Below are 16,094 nucleotides of genomic sequence, written 5' to 3'. Positions count from 1 at the left end.
CTGAAGGCGCTCGTCTTCCAGTTTGCAACGCTGACCGATGTCGGCTGGCAGATGTCGGGTGAAGTCATCTTGATGACACTGCTTGGCGGGATCGGCACGCTGATCGGGCCCATCGTCGGCGCTGCCTTCGTCGTCGCGCTGCAAAACTATCTCGCAACGTCCGACTTCCCCGTCACAATCGTTACCGGCGTCATCTTCATGGCATGCGTCATCCTCTTCCGTAAAGGTATCGTCGGAGAGTTCTATGCCTCGCGTTTGGGAAAGAAACTGTTCGGGTAAACACTACTCAATGAGTCGCTGTATCCGCTGATCGCGGCTCCACATTTTACTGGATATACAATCATGACCGACACCTACGATTACATCGTGGTTGGCGCGGGCACGGCAGGCTGTGCGCTGGCGAACCGACTATCCGAGAACCCGGACCGTTCCGTCCTACTGCTAGAGGCGGGCGGCAAGGACAATTATGCGTGGATTCACATCCCCGTCGGCTATCTCTATTGCATCGGCAATCCGCGCACCGACTGGTGCTTCACCACGGAAGCCGAACCCGGCCTGAACGGTCGCGCGCTCGGCTATCCGCGCGGCAAGGTGCTGGGCGGCTGCTCGTCGATCAACGGCATGATCTATATGCGCGGTCAGGCCCGCGATTACGATCTGTGGCGGCAAGCCGGTTGCGAAGGCTGGGGCTGGGACGACGTGCTGCCTCTCTTCAAGAAATCCGAAGACTATTACGCCGGTGCCAGCGCGTTGCACGGCGCGGGCGGCGAATGGCGCGTCGAAAATGCCCGCCTGCATTGGGATATTCTCGACGCTTTTCGCGATGCCGCCGTTGCGGCGGGCATTCCCGCCACCGACGACTTCAATCGCGGTGACAATGAAGGCGTGTCCTATTTCAAGGTCAACCAGAAGCGTGGCATTCGCTGGAATTCCGCCAAGGCCTTTCTGCGCCCGGCACTGAACCGCAAAAACCTGCGCGTCGAAACCGGCGCGCATGTGCGCCGCATCGAGATTGCGGAAATGCGCGCCAATGGCGTGACCTTCGACCAGAACGGCGCGACCCGTACCGTCAAGGCAAGGCGCGAAGTGATACTGGCCGCCGGTGCCGTCGGCTCGCCGCATGTACTCGAACTGTCGGGCATCGGGCGCGGCGACGTGCTGCAACAGGCAGGCATTCCGGTTGCGCTGGAGCGCAAACAGGTCGGCGAAAACCTGCAGGATCACCTGCAATTGCGCTGCGCCTATAAGGTCACGGGCATTCCGACCCTCAATGAAAAGGCCAACAAGCTTTCTGGCAAGGCGATGATCGGGCTGGAATATCTGCTGCGCCAGTCCGGCCCCATGTCGATGGCGCCGAGTCAGCTTGGCGTGTTCACCCGGTCGGACCCGTCTTATGAAACCGCCAATCTGCAATATCATGTGCAGCCACTCAGCCTCGAAAAATTCGGCGAAAACGTTCACCCCTTCCCCGCCTTCACGGCCAGCGTGTGCAATCTGCGCCCCGACAGTCGCGGCTCGATCCACGTCAAGTCACCGGATCACCGTGCGCAACCCGCCATCCGGCCGAACTATCTGGCGGCGGAAAGCGACCGTCGCGTCGCCGCCGATGCAATCCGCCTCACCCGCCATATCGTAGCGCAGGCACCCTTGCAGCAATATCGCCCGGAGGAGTTCAAGCCCGGCCCTGCTTACGAAACGCAAGAACAGCTGGAAAAGGCCGCAGGAGACATCGGCACCACCATTTTCCACCCCGTCGGCACCTGCCGCATGGGACAGGACGCGGAAGCGATCGTCGATCCGCGCCTGCGGGTCAATGGCATTGCGGGTCTCCGCATTGCCGATGCGTCCATCATGCCGACCATCACCTCCGGCAATACCAATTCACCGACGCTGATGATCGCCGAGAAGGCCGCGCAGATGATTATCGCAGACAACCGTTAGCCATCTCATCTTCCGACAGACAATGATTCATCCGGTGGCGGAAATGGCAATCCGCTACCCTTGAGAGGAATAAAATTCCAGACTTGCCACCATCGGATTTTCAGAAAAAATTTTCCTTGTTTATTCCCATGCAAACGGGAATTATCGGCATCAGGGAGGGCTGGGGAGAAAGATCATCTAATGATCGCAATCCGGGACCGGCTTTCCAAAATGTTCAGCTAAGGAAAACAAAGATGTCGTCAGCCCTTTCCCGTTATGCCTTCAGCCGCCGCGCCGGTCTGAAAGCCCTTCTTTTCACCGCAGCCGCGCTGACCGTTGGCTTCGCCTCGGCTCCGAGCCATGCAGAAGACAAGACCATCAAGGTCGGCATCATGGGCGGCGAAGACGAAGACGTCTGGAAAGTCGTTGCCGAAGAAGGCAAGAAGCACGGCCTCAATATTGAGCGCGTGACCTTCAACGACTATAACCAGCCGAATGAAGCTCTGGAGCGCAAGGAAATCGACGCCAACGCCTTCCAGCACAAGCCTTATCTCGATGAGCAGATCAAGCAGCACGGCTACAAGATCAGCGTTGCTGGCTACACTGCCGTCTGGCCAATCGGCATCTATTCGCGCAAGCACAAGAGCCTCGACGAACTGAAGGAAGGCGCCGTCGTCGGCGTGCCGAACGATCCGTCGAACGAAGGCCGTGCGCTTCGCGTTCTCGAAGAAAAGGGCCTGATCAAGCTGAAGCCGGATGCAGGCATTCTGGCCACCCCGATCGACATTGTCGAAAACCCGAAGAAGCTTGAGATCAAGGAACTCGACGCCGGTGTGGTCGGTCGTTCCATCGACGATCTCGACGCTGCCATCGTCAACAATGACTGGGCTGCCAAGGCGGATCTGAAGAAGGAAGAAGCCATCGGCTGGGAGTCGAAGGAAAACAATCCTTACAACAACTTCATCGCTGTTCGCACTGAAGACGAAAACGCCGAATGGGTGAAGAACCTGGTCGCTTCGTTCCAGAACGACGCCGTGAAGGCCGAACTCGACCGCGCCTATAAGGGCACCGGCATCCCGGCCTGGAACTAAGCTTTTCATTTTCAATACACCGCGCCGGAACATGTTTCCGGCGCGGCTTTTATTGACGTATGGAAAAAAATTGCCCAAAAGCATCGGCAACAGGCCAAGCTTGGCCAGAACAGGCCTTAGCCTGAACAGGCATCATCCGTCATTGACGCCTTATCCGATTGCAGTTTGCCGCTGTTCGCAGCAGCGCATCAAACTATAGAAGAAACGAATGTGACCCCCGTGACCCCCGCCGTGACCATTGAACCGCCCTCCACCGCATCAGCGCCCATCGTCGATATGAAAGACGTGCGCCGAATGTTCGGTAACACGGCAGCCATCAATGGCGTGTCGCTCTCCGTCGCGCGCGGCGAAATCCTTGGCATTATCGGTCGCAGCGGCGCGGGCAAGTCCACGCTGATCCGCTGCGTCAACGGCCTCGAAAAGCCCGACTCCGGTTCGATCCGCATCGAGGGCCGCGAAATCACCGGCCTCGGCGAAACCGAACTGCGCCCGCTGCGCCGTCGCATCGGCATGGTGTTCCAGCATTTCAACTTGCTCTCGGCCAAGACTGTTGCCCAAAACATTGCACTGCCGCTGAAGATCGCAGGTAAGCCCAAAGCCGAGCGCGGCCGCCGCGTCGCCGAACTGCTCGAACTCGTCGGCCTCTCCGACAAAGCGAACCATTATCCGGCGCAGCTTTCCGGCGGCCAGAAGCAGCGCGTCGGCATTGCGCGCGCGCTTGCCGCAGAGCCTGCCGTTCTGCTCTCCGATGAAGCGACCTCGGCGCTCGACCCGGAAACTACCCAGTCCATTCTTGCGCTGCTGAAGGACATCAATACCGAGCTTGGCCTGACCATCCTGCTCATCACCCACGAGATGGAGGTCATCCGCCGCATCGCCGACCGCGTCATCGTGCTCGATCACGGCGCCATTGCCGAAGAGGGTCCGGTCTGGAAAGTTTTCGCCAATCCGCAGTCGCCCGTCACGCAGAGCATGTTGCAGGTGCTGACGCCGGAACTGCCTGCCTCGTGGCGCGCACGCCTGACCGACAAGGCGGGCGATCGGGCCATCCTTCGCGTCAAGCTTTCAGGCGAAGCTGCGCGCGGCGCTTTCTTCAACGATGTGGCAGCGGCCACCGGCCTTGTGCCGCAGCTGATCCATGGCGGCATGGATACGATCCAGGGTGAGCCGGTCGGCACGCTCTTCATCAGCCTGCCCGCTCAGGACAAAGCGAAATTCGAAGCCGCTATCGGCTATCTCAACACCCATGCAGACGCCACGGAGGTACTCGGCTATGTCTCAGGCAATGCTTGATCTTCTCTGGCGCTCCTTCTGGGAGACCATCATCATGACCGGCTTTTCGAGCCTGATTTCGCTCGTCGTCGGTCTGCCGCTTGCCCTCATCATGATCCTGACCGAGCGCGGCGGCCTTGCCCAGAACCTGACGGTCAACACCGTGTTGGGCGCGATCATCAACGGCTTCCGCTCGGTTCCGTTCATCATTCTTCTGGTGGCGCTTATCCCGGTGACCCGCTTCATCGTCGGCACGTCTATCGGCACATGGGCCTCCATCGTGCCGCTGTCGATTGCGGCCATCCCCTATTATGCGCGCATTGCGGAAGTATCGCTGCGCGAGGTGGACAATGGTCTGGTCGAAGCTGCGCGCTCTATGGGCGCAAGTCGCTGGACAATCGTGCGCGAAGTGCTGGTGCCGGAAGCCCTGCCCGGCATCATTGCGGGTTTCACCGTGACGATCATCACGCTGGTGGGCGCTTCGGCCATGGCTGGCGCCATCGGCGCGGGCGGTCTGGGCGATCTTGCCATCCGGTACGGATATCAGCGGTTTGAAACGCAGATCATGATCGCCGTGGTGATCATCCTGATCATCATGGTCTGCGGCATCCAGTGGATCGGCGACCGTCTGGTCGGCCGCCTCGACAAGCGCAACCTGCGCGCCTGATCAAATCAATCTCGCTTATCGCTTCCTCTCACGGAAACCCGCTTCGAGCGTGTTTCCGTCGGGGTCGAAAACCAAAGCGGCAAAATAGCCCATCTCTTCTGGCCCCTGATAAGCGGGGCCGCCGCTGTCGCTGCCACCAGCGTTCAACGCCACGCGATGAAACGCCTCCACCGCATCGCGACTTCCAGCCGTGAACATGAGGTGCAGACGGTCGCCCGGCTTCGTGTCGGCAGCGTCCGTAGCCGCACCGGCTTCCGCGCCATGTATCCAGAGGAAGGGCACGGGCGCCCTCTCCCCCCCGCTGACGAAGAAGCCACTGCCCGAACGCGCAATAACTTCCAGCCCAAGCTCTGGCATGCAGCTTTCATAGAATGAAAGGCTACGGCGAATATCTTTGGCTTTGAAGCCTATGTGATCGAAGAGCGACATAAGCAGTAATATATCGCGGGCTTGTATAAAGAAAAGCGGCGCACCCCATTTTGGGACGCACCGCCTTTCATTTGGAAATGTTTTTGCGAATTATCCGCGTGTGCGTGACAAACCGTCCTTCGCCGGCTGGTATTTCGGATCGAGCTGCACAGCCTTTGCATAGGAGCTGGCAGCCTTCGCCTTCTCGCCGCGATGCTCATAAACGAGCGCCTGATTGGCCCAGCTTTCGGCAACGCCCTGATCCAGCGTAATCGCGGTGTTGAAATCATCGAAAGCATTGTCGAAGTCGTTCAACGCCACATAAGAAAGGCCGCGGCCATTATATGGCTCCGGGGCCGTGGAGTTGAGCGAAATCGCCTTGGAGAAATCCTCGATGGCCTGCTTGTGCTGGCCCTTGGCCTGATAAATCAGGCCGCGATTGTGATAGGCGCGACCGTCGGTCGTCTGCAAGGCGATGGCCTGGTTGAAATCGCTCAGCGCCTGATCGAGACGGCCCGCCTGACGGTAGACATTGCCGCGACCGATATAGGCGGCGTCATATTGTCCATTGAGCTGGATCGCCTTGCTGTAATCCTGCGCAGCCTTGTTGGTATCGCCCATATAGCGATAGACCAGCGCGCGGTTGGAATAGGCCTGATAGAAATTCGGATTGAGCGCAATCGCCTGATCGAAATCGCGGATCGCTTCCTTGTAGCGCCCGGCCTTGCCATAGGCGGAGCCGCGAACATTGTAGCCTTCGGGATCACGCGGATTGGACTGGATCACACTCGTAAGCGAGCTGATATTCTCGCTCGAACCCTGTGCCCGATCAACTGTGCTCAGCGCCGTTGTGGTCGAGCTTTGGCAACCGGCCACAGCCAGAGCCAACAGCGTGGCGGCAATCAAAAAACCGTGACGACCGATTCCAGCCGCGGGGTTTCCACCCAATGTCTCGAAACCCGAAACCTTTGTCCCGGACGATTGCATCACCTTGAAGCGTGTTGGCAACGACAGTGTTCCTTTTAGTTCCATCGAACCGGGCATTGACGTCCCGTTTCTCTCCATCCCGCCCCGGCTCCGGTTTCGGCGCATGAGCGCTTCAACTGTCAGATAAAGACAGCGAAAAGGCGGCAGCAAAAAGTCTGTATCGCCTTTCGATACCCGGCCCGAAAGCTGAATATCCTAATTATATGTTTTTACACATAACTGGCCCGGCAAAGTCTAGAAACTTTTTTGGGGCCGACGCTAAACTTTAATAAAAGGATGAAACCGAGTTGTTTCAGCAACAAAAACTTTGAAATCAAGACGCGCAAAATCCGGCGCAGCCTTAAGCCACACCGGAAAACAAAAAGGCGCCACAAAAGCGGCGCCTGTTTTGAGGTCGATCAGCGAGCGCCGCGGGCGCCGCCAACGAGGCCTTCACGCTGCGCACGCTTGCGAGCGAGCTTGCGAGCGCGACGAACGGCTTCTGCCTTTTCGCGAGCGCGCTTTTCAGATGGCTTTTCGTAGTGGCCGCGCATCTTCATTTCGCGGAAGATACCTTCGCGCTGCATCTTTTTCTTGAGAGCGCGGAGAGCCTGATCAACATTATTATCGCGGACGAGTACCTGCACGTGTATTCCCGTATCGGTTAGAATTTCGGTTAAGCCTGAGGCCGTTCGGGGGTCTTTTAACGATTTCAGCCGGTCTGACCGGCCGAGCAACGCCCTAAGGCTCCCAAGCTTCGCAACGGAAACGCTGCAAATTGGTGCTGGCTAATACCAGAAAGAGCCCCGGCTGTCCACCTCAACATGCAACTTTGCCCACCGCTGTTAGGAAATACCGTCCTTACACCAATTCACTATGGTTCGCGCGGGCCGAATGCGCTAATGGACCCGCTGTTTCCCGCGTAATTCGGCCTCATTAGTCGTCCAGAAGGAGACATTGTACGGCGCTGCCGATCTTTCGGCGGCGTTTCCCTTTTCTGATTCCATTTGTTTGTTTCATGTCCCTCCGCAAGCGACTCGTTATCCAGTTCACAGGCTATGAAGGCCTGCACCCCAAAGCCGTCCGTGTGCGCCACGCGCAAGTGTTGAAAGATTTCGACCGGCTGTGGAACGCCAAGACGAAGCTGCCGCCCATGACGGACGAACCAAACGATAGCGGCACGACAATGGCCGTGACACAAGGCAATGGCTGGCGTACGGAGACCGAGTTCTGCCAGTTCGGCACCGCGGATATTTTCGATGATTATGCCGCGCGCTCGACACCGAAGAGAATGCTGACCGGCTTCTTCGCCTTCATGAACATCCTGTTTACGGGCACGCTCTGGCGCTACCTGACAACGAGCTGGCGCTTCGTGCTGTTCTTCCTGTGGCCCTTCCTGCTGTCGCTTGCCATTTTGGCTGTTGCAGCCCTTATCGCCACTGCGCCGGTGGTGGCTGGCTTTTCGGTACCGCATCTTCTCTGGTCTGCCCCGCTCGCCGCCTTCCTTGCAACGCTTCTGGTGCGCAAGCCCGGCGACAAGTTCTTCATGTCCTATCTGCTCGACGACTGGTCGGCAGCCTATGACCGCATTCACGACCGCAATGCGAAGCTGAACCAGCGTCGGACGGCCTTCGCTGACGCGCTGATGCGCAAGATCGAAGAAAGTCAGGCCGACGAGGTCATCATCGTCGCGCATAGTCTCGGCACCGTGCCAGCTGTCGAGGCGCTTGCCGCCGTTCAGCGCCAGCGTCCCGAGCTTCTGATAAGGCAGCCGGTATCGCTTCTGGCCGTCGGCTCCTGCCTGATGATGATCGCGCTGCATCCACGGGCGAAAGCGCTGCGCGAGGATGTGCGCGTCGTGCTTCAAGATAGCCCGGTCCTGTGGTCGGAATTTCAGGTACTGACGGATATCATCCATTTCTACGGTTCAGACCCGGCCAGCGCCCTGAAGATCAAGACGGCAAACCCGCCGCTCATTCATCGCATCCGCTTCAAGAATGTGCACAGCGAAAACCGCTACAAGCGCTCCAAGGGCAACTTCTTCCTGATGCACCTTCTCTATGTGCGCGGCGCCGAGAAGAAGAATTTTTACGACCTAGGCATGTTCCTGCATGGCCCGTTTTTCTTTCGCGAGCTGATGACCACGCATAAAGGAAAAGCCGCCCCTCTCGATGAAGAAGGACGGCTGCCGGTGCAATATCGCGAAGCGGCCTGATGCTCAGTCTTGCGGCGGCTCCACGACGGCTATCGTCAGCCAGGTGGCCGTCAACGCAGGCTTGAGCGAGTTTTCGATTTCAAGCGTCACGTCGTAATAATTCACGACGCGGCCCGATGGGCGAATATCCGCATCGGCCAGCTTGAAGCGCGCGCGCACCCGTGCGCCGGTCTTGACCGGCGACTGGAAGCGCAGCTTGTCGAAGCCGTAATTGATGCCCATGGTCGCGCCTTCCAGCATCGGCAGCGCTTCATAAGCCAGCGTCGACAAAAGCGACAGCGTCAGAAAGCCATGCGCAATGGTGCCGCCAAAAGGCGTTTCCTTGGCCGCGCGTTCCGGATCGACATGGATGAACTGATGATCGTCGGTCGCATCGGCGAACTGGTTGATCATTTCCTGCGTGACTTCGCGCCACTCGGAACATCCGATTTCCGTGCCGATTGCTTCGCGCAACTGGTCGAGCGTGATTGCGTCTTTCATTGGCTGGCTATTCCTGCTGAACTGATTTGCCCTTTGTTTACCTCATAAACTTCAGGCAGCAACCAGAATTTCCCGGGCGATATCATCCCAATGCGTGAAAACCTGATGCGCACCCTTGGACGACAGACGCTCGGCATGACCGTCATAGGTATGCGCGCCGCCGGTGTAACCAAAGGCGGTCATGCCCGCTGCAATCGCGCCTTCGACACCGAAGGGCGAATCCTCGATCACCACGCAGCGCGCCGGATCGACGCCCATCTTGTCGGCGGCAAACAGGAACAGGTCGGGCGCAGGCTTGCCGCGCTTCACCATGCTGGACGAATAAACCGCATCGCCGAAATAATGGCTGATGCCGGTCTTCTCCAGACTGAACGCAATACGCTCCGGGTGCGATGACGATGCCACGCAACGCTTCTGCGGCAGTTCGCGCAGGAAATTGGCGATACCCACGGTCGGCTCCAGCGATTCCGCAAAAAGTGTGCGCGTTGCTGGCCAGAACTCGCCATCGACGCCATCTGGCAGGCGATGGCCGGTCATATCCTCGATCATCTTCATGATATCCGCCTGTTTCATGCCGATGCCCTTGGCCACCGTACCCTGCGGCAGCTCCATGCCATGGTTGGCATAGACCCGCTCGAAAGCGAGGCAGGACAGAACTTCGCTATCGACGAGAACGCCGTCGCAATCGAAGATCACAAGATCAAAGGGGGATACACTGCTCATTTTGGCTCCAGTGGCCCTATAAAGGGATGCATATTTTGTCGCGCTGATTGGGGGTGCGCGCCTGTCGGTGTTGATATAGAGACTGTTCGTCTATTACGCACCTATATCAACACAAGCGTGACAAATTTATCTCGCCTGTGTGGCTTTGACATTTTGCGGAGAGTTTCATGACGACAAATGTGGCACTGGTTGGACTGGCACGCGATCTTGCAGCGCGGGCTGAAACCGGCAAGCCGATCCGCATCGGTCTGATTGGCGCTGGCGAAATGGGCACCGATATCGTCACGCAGGTGGCGCGGATGCAGGGCATCGAAGTCGGCGCACTTTCCGCCCGCAGGCTGCCCAACACATTCAAGGCCGTGCGCACCGCCTATGGCGATGAAGACAATGCGCAGGAAGCCAACAGCGAAGCCGCGATGACCCGCGCCATTGAGAGCGGCAAGATTGCCGTCACCGGCGACAATGACCTGATCCTCTCCAACCCGCTGATTGATGTCGTCATCGACGCCACCGGCATTCCGGAAGTGGGCGCTGAAACCGGCATCAAGGCCATTCGCAACGGCAAGCATCTCGTGATGATGAATGTCGAGGCCGATGTCACCATCGGCCCCTATCTCAAGGCCGAGGCCGACAAGCAGGGCGTGATTTATTCGCTGGGCGCCGGCGACGAACCCTCTTCCTGCATGGAACTGATCGAATTCGTTTCCGCCATGGGGCACAAGGTTGTCGCGGCTGGCAAGGGCAAGAACAATCCGCTTAATTTCGATGCGATCCCCGACGATTATCAGGAAGAAGCAGACCGCCGGAACATGAATGTCCGCCTGCTGGTCGAATTCGTCGACGGTTCCAAGACCATGGTTGAAATGGCGGCCATCGCCAACGCCACCGGGCTTGTGCCGGACATCGCGGGCATGCACGGCCCCAAGGCCGCAATCGACGAGTTGAATCGCACCCTGATCCCGAAGGAAGACGGCGGCGTTCTCAACAAATCCGGCGTGGTCGATTATTCCATCGGACGCGGCGTGTCGCCCGGCGTCTTCGTCATTGCCAAGATGGAGCATCCGCGCCTTGTCGAGCGTCTGGAAGATTTGAAAATGGGCAAAGGCCCCTATTTCACCTTCCACCGCCCCTTCCACCTCACCTCGCTGGAAGTGCCTCTGACCGTGGCGCGCGTGGTGTTGCACGGCAAAACCGACATGGTGCCGCTGCCGAAGCCGGTGGCGGAAGTCTGCGCGGTTGCCAAGAAGGATTTGCGGCCCGGCGACCGTCTCGATGCCATTGGCCAATATTGCTATCGCTCGTGGATCATGACAACGCCGGAAGCGCGTGCGGCAAAGGCCATTCCCTGCGGCCTGCTCCAGAACGGCTCGGTCATCGCGCCGATCAAGAAGGGCGAACTGATCACCTATGCCAACGCCGCGCCGCAGCCCGGATCGAAGATCGCCGAACTGCGCGCTTTGCAGGATGCGATGTTAAGGGAGTAAGGGAGTAAGGGAGTAAGGGAGTAAGGGAGTAAGGGAGTAAGGGAGTAAGGGAGTAAGGCAATACGGTCCGTATATTTGCAAGTCAAACATACTCCCCTATTCCCCTACTCCCCTATTCCCTTCTTAATGATCCAACGCCTTCACAATACTCTCCACCATCTTCTTCGCATCGGCGAAGAGCATCATGGTGTTGTCGCGGAAGAACAGTTCGTTTTCCACGCCCGCATAGCCGGAGCCCATGCCGCGCTTGATGAACAGAACCGTGCCTGCCTTGTCGACATCGAGGATCGGCATGCCGAAGATCGGTGACTTCGGATCGGTCTTCGCCGCCGGATTGGTGACGTCATTGGCGCCAATCACGAAAGCCACATCGGCCTGCGCGAATTCCGAATTGATGTCTTCCAGCTCGAACACTTCATCGTAAGGCACGTTGGCCTCGGCCAGAAGCACGTTCATATGGCCCGGCATACGACCAGCCACGGGATGGATGGCGTATTTGACTTCCACGCCTTCCGCCTTGAGCTTGTCAGCCATTTCACGCAGCGCGTGCTGGGCCTGCGCCACCGCCATGCCATAGCCCGGCACGATAATGACCTTGGAAGCGTTCTTCATGATGAAGGCCGCATCGTCGGCAGAACCCTGCTTGACCGGACGCTGTTCAACCTCGCCAGCCGGGCCGCCAGACGTATCGCCGCCAAAGCCGCCGAGAATGACCGAGATGAACGAACGGTTCATGCCCTTGCACATGATGTAGGACAGGATCGCGCCCGAAGAGCCGACCAGCGCGCCGGTGATGATCAGCGCCAAGTTGCCAAGCGTGAAACCAATGCCTGCCGCTGCCCAGCCCGAATAGGAATTGAGCATGGAGACCACGACCGGCATATCCGCGCCACCGATTGGCACGATGATCAGCACGCCGAACACCAGCGACAGAAGCACGATCAGCCAGAACACGAAATGGCTTTCGGTATTCACCAGCACAACAACCAGCAGCACGATGGCTGCGGCAAGAGCCGCGTTGATGACATGGCGTCCCGGCAGCATGATCGGCTTGCCCGACATGCGACCGTCAAGCTTGAGGAAGGCGATGATCGAGCCGGTGAAGGTGATCGCGCCAATGGCGACACCCAGCGACATTTCGATCAGCGCCTGACCGTGGATCTGGCCCACTTCGCCGATACCGAAGGAATGCGGCGAGTAAAGTGCGGCAGCGGCCACCAGAACGGCGGCAAGACCGATCAGCGAGTGGAACGCGGCAACAAGCTGCGGCATGGCCGTCATGGCGATACGGCGCGCGATGACCGCACCGATACCGCCGCCAATGGCGATGCCGACGACGATCAGTGCCAGACCGCCGAAGCTTGGACGCGCCAGCAGAAGCGTGGTGACGATGGAAATCGCCATACCGATCATGCCGTACATATTGCCCTGACGGCTGGTCGTCGGATGCGACAGGCCGCGCAGCGCCAGAATGAACAGCACGCCGGAGACGAGATAAAGGAAGGCTGCGAGATTAACGCTCATAATGGTTCAGCCTCACTTTTCTTTTTTCTTGTACATGGCGAGCATGCGCTGGGTGACCAGAAAGCCGCCAAAAATGTTGACGCTCGCCAGAATGAGCGCAATGAAACCGAAGCCGGTTGCCCAGCCCGAAAGAGAAAGGCCAACCGCCAGAAGCGCACCCACCACGATCACCGATGAGATGGCGTTGGTCACGGCCATCAGCGGCGTATGCAGCGCAGGCGTAACCGACCAGACCACGTAATAGCCGACGAAAATCGACAGGATGAAAATCGCAAAGCGGAACACGAACGGATCGATCGCGCCGCCCGATGCGGCATGCGCGGCAGCCGCCGCAGCGTCACCCAGACCACCGGCATTTTCCGCAGCCTGACGGACGGCATCCGCGGCCTGGTTCAAGCTCTCAAGAGCTTTATCGAGACTAGTTTCGGCCATTATGCCTCTCCTCCATCAACTGGAGACTTGGGGGAAGACGAAGACTTTGCAGCAGCCTTCGGTGCTTTTGCAGGCGCTTTTTTCGCCGCTTTCGGTGCAGCAGGTTTCGCTGCATCGCCAACGACTTCTGCCTTTGCGACCTTCGGCTTTGGTGCGGCTTTCGGCTTTGCAGCCGGTTTTTCAGCGACAGCAGCAGGCGCGGCATCGGCCTTGGCGAAGGCCGGGTGCAGGATCTTGCCCTGATGGGTCAGAAGCGTCGCCTTGACCAGTTCTTCTTCCGGATCGATCTTGAGAAGCTTGGTTTCCTTGTCGACCAGCGTTTCCACGAAAGCGATCAGGTTGCGTGCATAAAGCTGCGAGGCACTCGCGGCAATGCGGCCCGAAACGTTGAGATGACCAACAATCCGGACGCCATTGACCTCGGCGATCTGACCGGCGACAGCTCCTTCGACATTGCCGCCGCGCTCGACCGCGAGATCGACCAGCACGGAACCCGGACGCATGGAAGCAACCATTTCCTTGGACACCAGACGCGGGGCCGGACGACCCGGAATGAGCGCCGTGGTGATGACGATATCCTGCTTGGCGATATGGTCGGCGACGAGTGCGGCCTGCTTCGCCTGATATTCCTTCGACATTTCCTTGGCATAACCGCCAGAGGTTTCGGCAGCCTTGAACTCATCATCCTCGACCGCGATGAATTTCGCGCCGAGCGAGGCGACCTGTTCCTTGGCGGCCGGGCGAACGTCAGTTGCCGTCACGACCGCACCGAGACGTCGTGCCGTTGCGATGGCCTGAAGACCCGCAACGCCTGCCCCCATCACGAACACCTTGGCGGCTGGAACCGTACCCGCTGCCGTCATCATCATCGGCATGGCGCGGTCATAGACTTCCGCCGCGTCGATCACCGCCTGATAACCGGCAAGGTTCGCTTGGCTCGATAGCACGTCCATCACCTGCGCACGGGTGATGCGCGGCATGAATTCCATCGTGAAAGCCGAAACGCCAGCCTTGGCAAGTGCTGCCACCGCGTCTTCATGACCATAAGGGTCCAGCATGGCAAAAAGCGCCGCGCCCGATTTATACCCTTTGAGTTCCGTATCCGTAGGACGGCGCACTTTGAGGACAACATCTGCCGTTTTGGCATCCGCCGCCGTGCCGATGCGGGCGCCCGCTGCCGTAAACTCGGCATCGGGGATGCGCGATTTCTCACCGGCGCCTTTTTCCACAACGACATCGAAGCCGAGCGCGATGAATTTCTTCACCGTCTCCGCCGATGCCGCAACGCGTGTCTCGTTGGGGTCACTCTCTAGCGGGATAAATAACGTCTGGGCCAAGCTGGTTTCCCTTTCATGGTCTTGATCCGGGCTTGATCCGGCCTTGCGGTCGGGCAGAATTGCGAGCCTCTCAAATGAGACTCTTTCATAAGAACTGATATTGACACGACAGTTGCAAATTCGTCAGGCCGTGGCGAAACGAGTGATTTTCGAGCATCGGAGCGGAGCGTACTTTTGGGTACGCGAGCACCGGTGCGCAGGAAATTGCGGGTTGCAGCCCGGCATGGCGAAGAATGCGACTGTAGTGCTAAGACATGCATAAAACCTCGGCATGGTAACCCACGCCAAGGCATTCGATCAAATCATGCGGGGTTAATCCCGGTTCGCTCTTAGATCTTGCTGCATTTTCGCAAGGCCGGATGTCGTCATCCAGCCCGCGTCAATGCGCTAGAGGATGAACCAGGCGGCGACGCAGACTAGGACAAATAGAATGGTCGCGGAAAAGAAACCACCAGCGAAAAAGCCGAACGCCATGGCAATCATAAGGGCGACAAGCGCCACCGTGCCCCATTTAACCAGGCCCGTGAAACCGGCATAAGTTTTCTCATGCTCAGCATAGTCCATCGGTGCGCCAAGTTCAGCCGGAGCCGTCGTATGATGTTCTGCCATTTTCGTTCCACCCATTCAGATTTTCCACCCAACATCCATGATGTTAAGCGAAAACACCTGCAATCTTCAACGTGTCCGCAACAAAAGCCCGGCCTATACGGCAAGTCTTTTCGTCGCAGCCAACCCTCTCTCCGCATGAAGCGGTTCCGCAGTGTTGGTAAATCGAATTCGCGCGATGCGCTACATTTAAATGTTTAGAACAGTTTATGCGCCGAGGCCGGTATATTTCGCGGTCGCCATGATGGTCAGCGGCACGGAGCCGCCCCGCATATCGGCAAACATCGCCTGCCGCTCGCGCGGTAATGACTTGAAGAACGGGAAGCGCACCGCAACCGCATCGCGAATATTGCGGATCGGCGCTGCACCCAGCCCGACCTTGATGCCATAGCCCGCATGTTCGCGCGCATCGGCCATCATCGTCGTGCCGAAGATGCGCTTGTAAAAGGCCATATGCTCAGGTTTCACCGAGGCAAGGCATTGATCTGCCACGAAGAATTCTGACGCCATTGCCGCAATGCGCAGTGTGATATAGGGGATGGCCGGATATTCGCTCAGCAATTCGGGATCGGCGGCAAAGCGGGTCGGATCGACAAAATGCATGCCGCTATTGAGCAGCGGATCGAGAATATCGGGAAACAGAGCATAGCTCGTTCCCTTGCGATGATCGGGCGTGATGTGATGAATGCGCAATGTGCTGACAAGCTGCCCGTCGACATGCACGCCATAGACGAAAGCGTGGCTGTCCCGGTCGATATCATCGATGATGGACGGTACTTCGGCCTCGTCCATCACATTGCGGGTACGATAGGAACGATAACGAAGCCGACCGATCTCTTCCAGATCTTCCGCATGGACGATCCGTCGATATTCAACACGATCCAGAAAATGCAGCAGCTGTCGCGCAAAATTGGATAGCGGCGGCTTCTCCCCCGAAACAGCTGAATCAGTCATATAAGCGATTTCCGC

General features: G+C 58.3%; 16 protein-coding genes and 1 pseudogene. 7 read left to right on the top strand and 10 right to left on the bottom strand.

The window, feature by feature from the left end; all coding sequences use genetic code 11:
* The 5 genes and pseudogenes from FIC94_RS21320 to FIC94_RS21300 form a co-directional block, all read left to right on the top strand.
* Nucleotides 1–279: pseudogene (locus FIC94_RS21320) on the top strand (branched-chain amino acid ABC transporter permease); the annotation flags it as partial.
* 63 nt (nt 280–342) lie between these two features.
* Entirely contained in the window at nt 343–1,941 is a 1,599-nt protein-coding gene (locus FIC94_RS21315; RefSeq protein WP_140026339.1) for a GMC family oxidoreductase, read from the top strand.
* A gap of 233 nt (nt 1,942–2,174) precedes the next feature.
* Nucleotides 2,175–3,011, top strand: a complete 837-nt coding sequence (locus tag FIC94_RS21310) for a MetQ/NlpA family ABC transporter substrate-binding protein (protein ID WP_140026338.1) — start codon at nt 2,175–2,177, stop codon at nt 3,009–3,011.
* Nucleotides 3,012–3,242: 231 nt separating this feature from the next.
* Nucleotides 3,243–4,304 carry a methionine ABC transporter ATP-binding protein gene (locus FIC94_RS21305; protein ID WP_140026343.1) on the top strand — a complete coding sequence of 354 codons (1,062 nt, stop codon included), beginning with the start codon at nt 3,243–3,245 and terminating at the stop codon, nt 4,302–4,304.
* On the top strand, nt 4,285–4,950 hold the full coding sequence (locus FIC94_RS21300) for a methionine ABC transporter permease (protein ID WP_140026337.1): 666 nt from the start codon (nt 4,285–4,287) through the stop codon (nt 4,948–4,950). The genes FIC94_RS21305 and FIC94_RS21300 overlap by 20 nt, the downstream gene beginning before the upstream one ends.
* A gap of 15 nt (nt 4,951–4,965) precedes the next feature.
* Here FIC94_RS21300 and FIC94_RS21295 read toward each other — a convergent pair whose 3' ends face one another.
* The 3 genes from FIC94_RS21295 to rpsU form a co-directional block, all read right to left on the bottom strand.
* Complete coding sequence (locus FIC94_RS21295) at nt 4,966–5,379, bottom strand: VOC family protein (protein ID WP_140026336.1); 414 nt, start codon at nt 5,377–5,379, stop codon at nt 4,966–4,968.
* Between the two features lie 90 nt (nt 5,380–5,469).
* Nucleotides 5,470–6,390 carry a tetratricopeptide repeat protein gene (locus FIC94_RS21290; protein ID WP_109370288.1) on the bottom strand — a complete coding sequence of 307 codons (921 nt, stop codon included), beginning with the start codon at nt 6,388–6,390 and terminating at the stop codon, nt 5,470–5,472.
* 353 nt (nt 6,391–6,743) lie between these two features.
* On the bottom strand, nt 6,744–6,971 hold the full coding sequence (gene rpsU / locus FIC94_RS21285) for a 30S ribosomal protein S21 (protein ID WP_078341232.1): 228 nt from the start codon (nt 6,969–6,971) through the stop codon (nt 6,744–6,746).
* A gap of 371 nt (nt 6,972–7,342) precedes the next feature.
* On the opposite strand from rpsU, the gene FIC94_RS21280 reads away from it, so the two are divergent.
* Nucleotides 7,343–8,539: an alpha/beta hydrolase gene (locus FIC94_RS21280; protein ID WP_140026335.1), complete on the top strand. Its 1,197-nt coding sequence runs from the start codon at nt 7,343–7,345 to the stop codon at nt 8,537–8,539.
* Nucleotides 8,540–8,542: 3 nt separating this feature from the next.
* On the opposite strand, the gene FIC94_RS21275 is transcribed toward FIC94_RS21280, so the two are convergent.
* Together FIC94_RS21275 and FIC94_RS21270 are read right to left on the bottom strand one after the other, a co-directional pair.
* Nucleotides 8,543–9,019 carry a MaoC family dehydratase gene (locus FIC94_RS21275; RefSeq protein WP_109369614.1) on the bottom strand — a complete coding sequence of 159 codons (477 nt, stop codon included), beginning with the start codon at nt 9,017–9,019 and terminating at the stop codon, nt 8,543–8,545.
* Between the two features lie 51 nt (nt 9,020–9,070).
* Nucleotides 9,071–9,742, bottom strand: coding sequence for an HAD family hydrolase (locus FIC94_RS21270; protein WP_140026334.1), 672 nt, complete (start codon nt 9,740–9,742; stop codon nt 9,071–9,073).
* A 167-nt stretch (nt 9,743–9,909) separates the two neighbouring features.
* Between FIC94_RS21270 and FIC94_RS21265 the strand changes: the two genes are divergently transcribed.
* Nucleotides 9,910–11,226 (top strand): 1-deoxy-D-ribulose 5-phosphate reductoisomerase, encoded by a 1,317-nt coding sequence (locus FIC94_RS21265; protein ID WP_140026333.1) that lies wholly within the window; start codon nt 9,910–9,912, stop codon nt 11,224–11,226.
* Between the two features lie 123 nt (nt 11,227–11,349).
* On the opposite strand, the gene FIC94_RS21260 is transcribed toward FIC94_RS21265, so the two are convergent.
* The 5 genes from FIC94_RS21260 to FIC94_RS21240 form a co-directional block, all read right to left on the bottom strand.
* Nucleotides 11,350–12,750: an NAD(P)(+) transhydrogenase (Re/Si-specific) subunit beta gene (locus FIC94_RS21260; protein ID WP_109369617.1), complete on the bottom strand. Its 1,401-nt coding sequence runs from the start codon at nt 12,748–12,750 to the stop codon at nt 11,350–11,352.
* A 12-nt stretch (nt 12,751–12,762) separates the two neighbouring features.
* Nucleotides 12,763–13,182 (bottom strand): proton-translocating transhydrogenase family protein, encoded by a 420-nt coding sequence (locus tag FIC94_RS21255; RefSeq protein ID WP_021587083.1) that lies wholly within the window; start codon nt 13,180–13,182, stop codon nt 12,763–12,765.
* Nucleotides 13,182–14,519 carry a Re/Si-specific NAD(P)(+) transhydrogenase subunit alpha gene (locus FIC94_RS21250; protein ID WP_140026332.1) on the bottom strand — a complete coding sequence of 446 codons (1,338 nt, stop codon included), beginning with the start codon at nt 14,517–14,519 and terminating at the stop codon, nt 13,182–13,184. The genes FIC94_RS21255 and FIC94_RS21250 overlap by 1 nt, the downstream gene beginning before the upstream one ends.
* 387 nt (nt 14,520–14,906) lie before the next feature.
* Complete coding sequence (locus FIC94_RS21245; RefSeq protein WP_109370289.1) at nt 14,907–15,128, bottom strand: aa3-type cytochrome c oxidase subunit IV; 222 nt, start codon at nt 15,126–15,128, stop codon at nt 14,907–14,909.
* Nucleotides 15,129–15,332: 204 nt separating this feature from the next.
* Nucleotides 15,333–16,079 (bottom strand): N-acyl amino acid synthase FeeM domain-containing protein, encoded by a 747-nt coding sequence (locus tag FIC94_RS21240; RefSeq protein WP_109369619.1) that lies wholly within the window; start codon nt 16,077–16,079, stop codon nt 15,333–15,335.
* Nucleotides 16,080–16,094 lie beyond the last annotated feature (15 nt).

Source organism: Ochrobactrum teleogrylli (genome assembly GCF_006376685.1).
GTDB lineage: Bacteria > Pseudomonadota > Alphaproteobacteria > Rhizobiales > Rhizobiaceae > Brucella > Brucella teleogrylli.
Note: the sequence above shows the minus strand (reverse complement) of the source record. Positions and strands in the feature narration are given on the sequence as shown.

What these genes read in the sequence shown, in the direction of transcription:
- FIC94_RS21315 (WP_140026339.1), top strand. Translation starts at nt 343, where the DNA reads ATGACCGACACCTACGATTACATCGTGGTTGGCGCGGGCACGGCAGGC.
- FIC94_RS21310 (WP_140026338.1), top strand. Translation starts at nt 2,175, where the DNA reads ATGTCGTCAGCCCTTTCCCGTTATGCCTTCAGCCGCCGCGCCGGTCTG.
- FIC94_RS21300 (WP_140026337.1), top strand. Translation starts at nt 4,285, where the DNA reads ATGTCTCAGGCAATGCTTGATCTTCTCTGGCGCTCCTTCTGGGAGACC.
- FIC94_RS21295 (WP_140026336.1), bottom strand. Translation starts at nt 5,379, where the DNA reads ATGTCGCTCTTCGATCACATAGGCTTCAAAGCCAAAGATATTCGCCGT.
- FIC94_RS21290 (WP_109370288.1), bottom strand. Translation starts at nt 6,390, where the DNA reads ATGGAACTAAAAGGAACACTGTCGTTGCCAACACGCTTCAAGGTGATG.
- FIC94_RS21280 (WP_140026335.1), top strand. Translation starts at nt 7,343, where the DNA reads ATGTCCCTCCGCAAGCGACTCGTTATCCAGTTCACAGGCTATGAAGGC.
- FIC94_RS21275 (WP_109369614.1), bottom strand. Translation starts at nt 9,019, where the DNA reads ATGAAAGACGCAATCACGCTCGACCAGTTGCGCGAAGCAATCGGCACG.
- FIC94_RS21270 (WP_140026334.1), bottom strand. Translation starts at nt 9,742, where the DNA reads ATGAGCAGTGTATCCCCCTTTGATCTTGTGATCTTCGATTGCGACGGC.
- FIC94_RS21265 (WP_140026333.1), top strand. Translation starts at nt 9,910, where the DNA reads ATGACGACAAATGTGGCACTGGTTGGACTGGCACGCGATCTTGCAGCG.
- FIC94_RS21260 (WP_109369617.1), bottom strand. Translation starts at nt 12,750, where the DNA reads ATGAGCGTTAATCTCGCAGCCTTCCTTTATCTCGTCTCCGGCGTGCTG.
- FIC94_RS21255 (WP_021587083.1), bottom strand. Translation starts at nt 13,182, where the DNA reads ATGGCCGAAACTAGTCTCGATAAAGCTCTTGAGAGCTTGAACCAGGCC.
- FIC94_RS21245 (WP_109370289.1), bottom strand. Translation starts at nt 15,128, where the DNA reads ATGGCAGAACATCATACGACGGCTCCGGCTGAACTTGGCGCACCGATG.
- FIC94_RS21240 (WP_109369619.1), bottom strand. Translation starts at nt 16,079, where the DNA reads ATGACTGATTCAGCTGTTTCGGGGGAGAAGCCGCCGCTATCCAATTTT.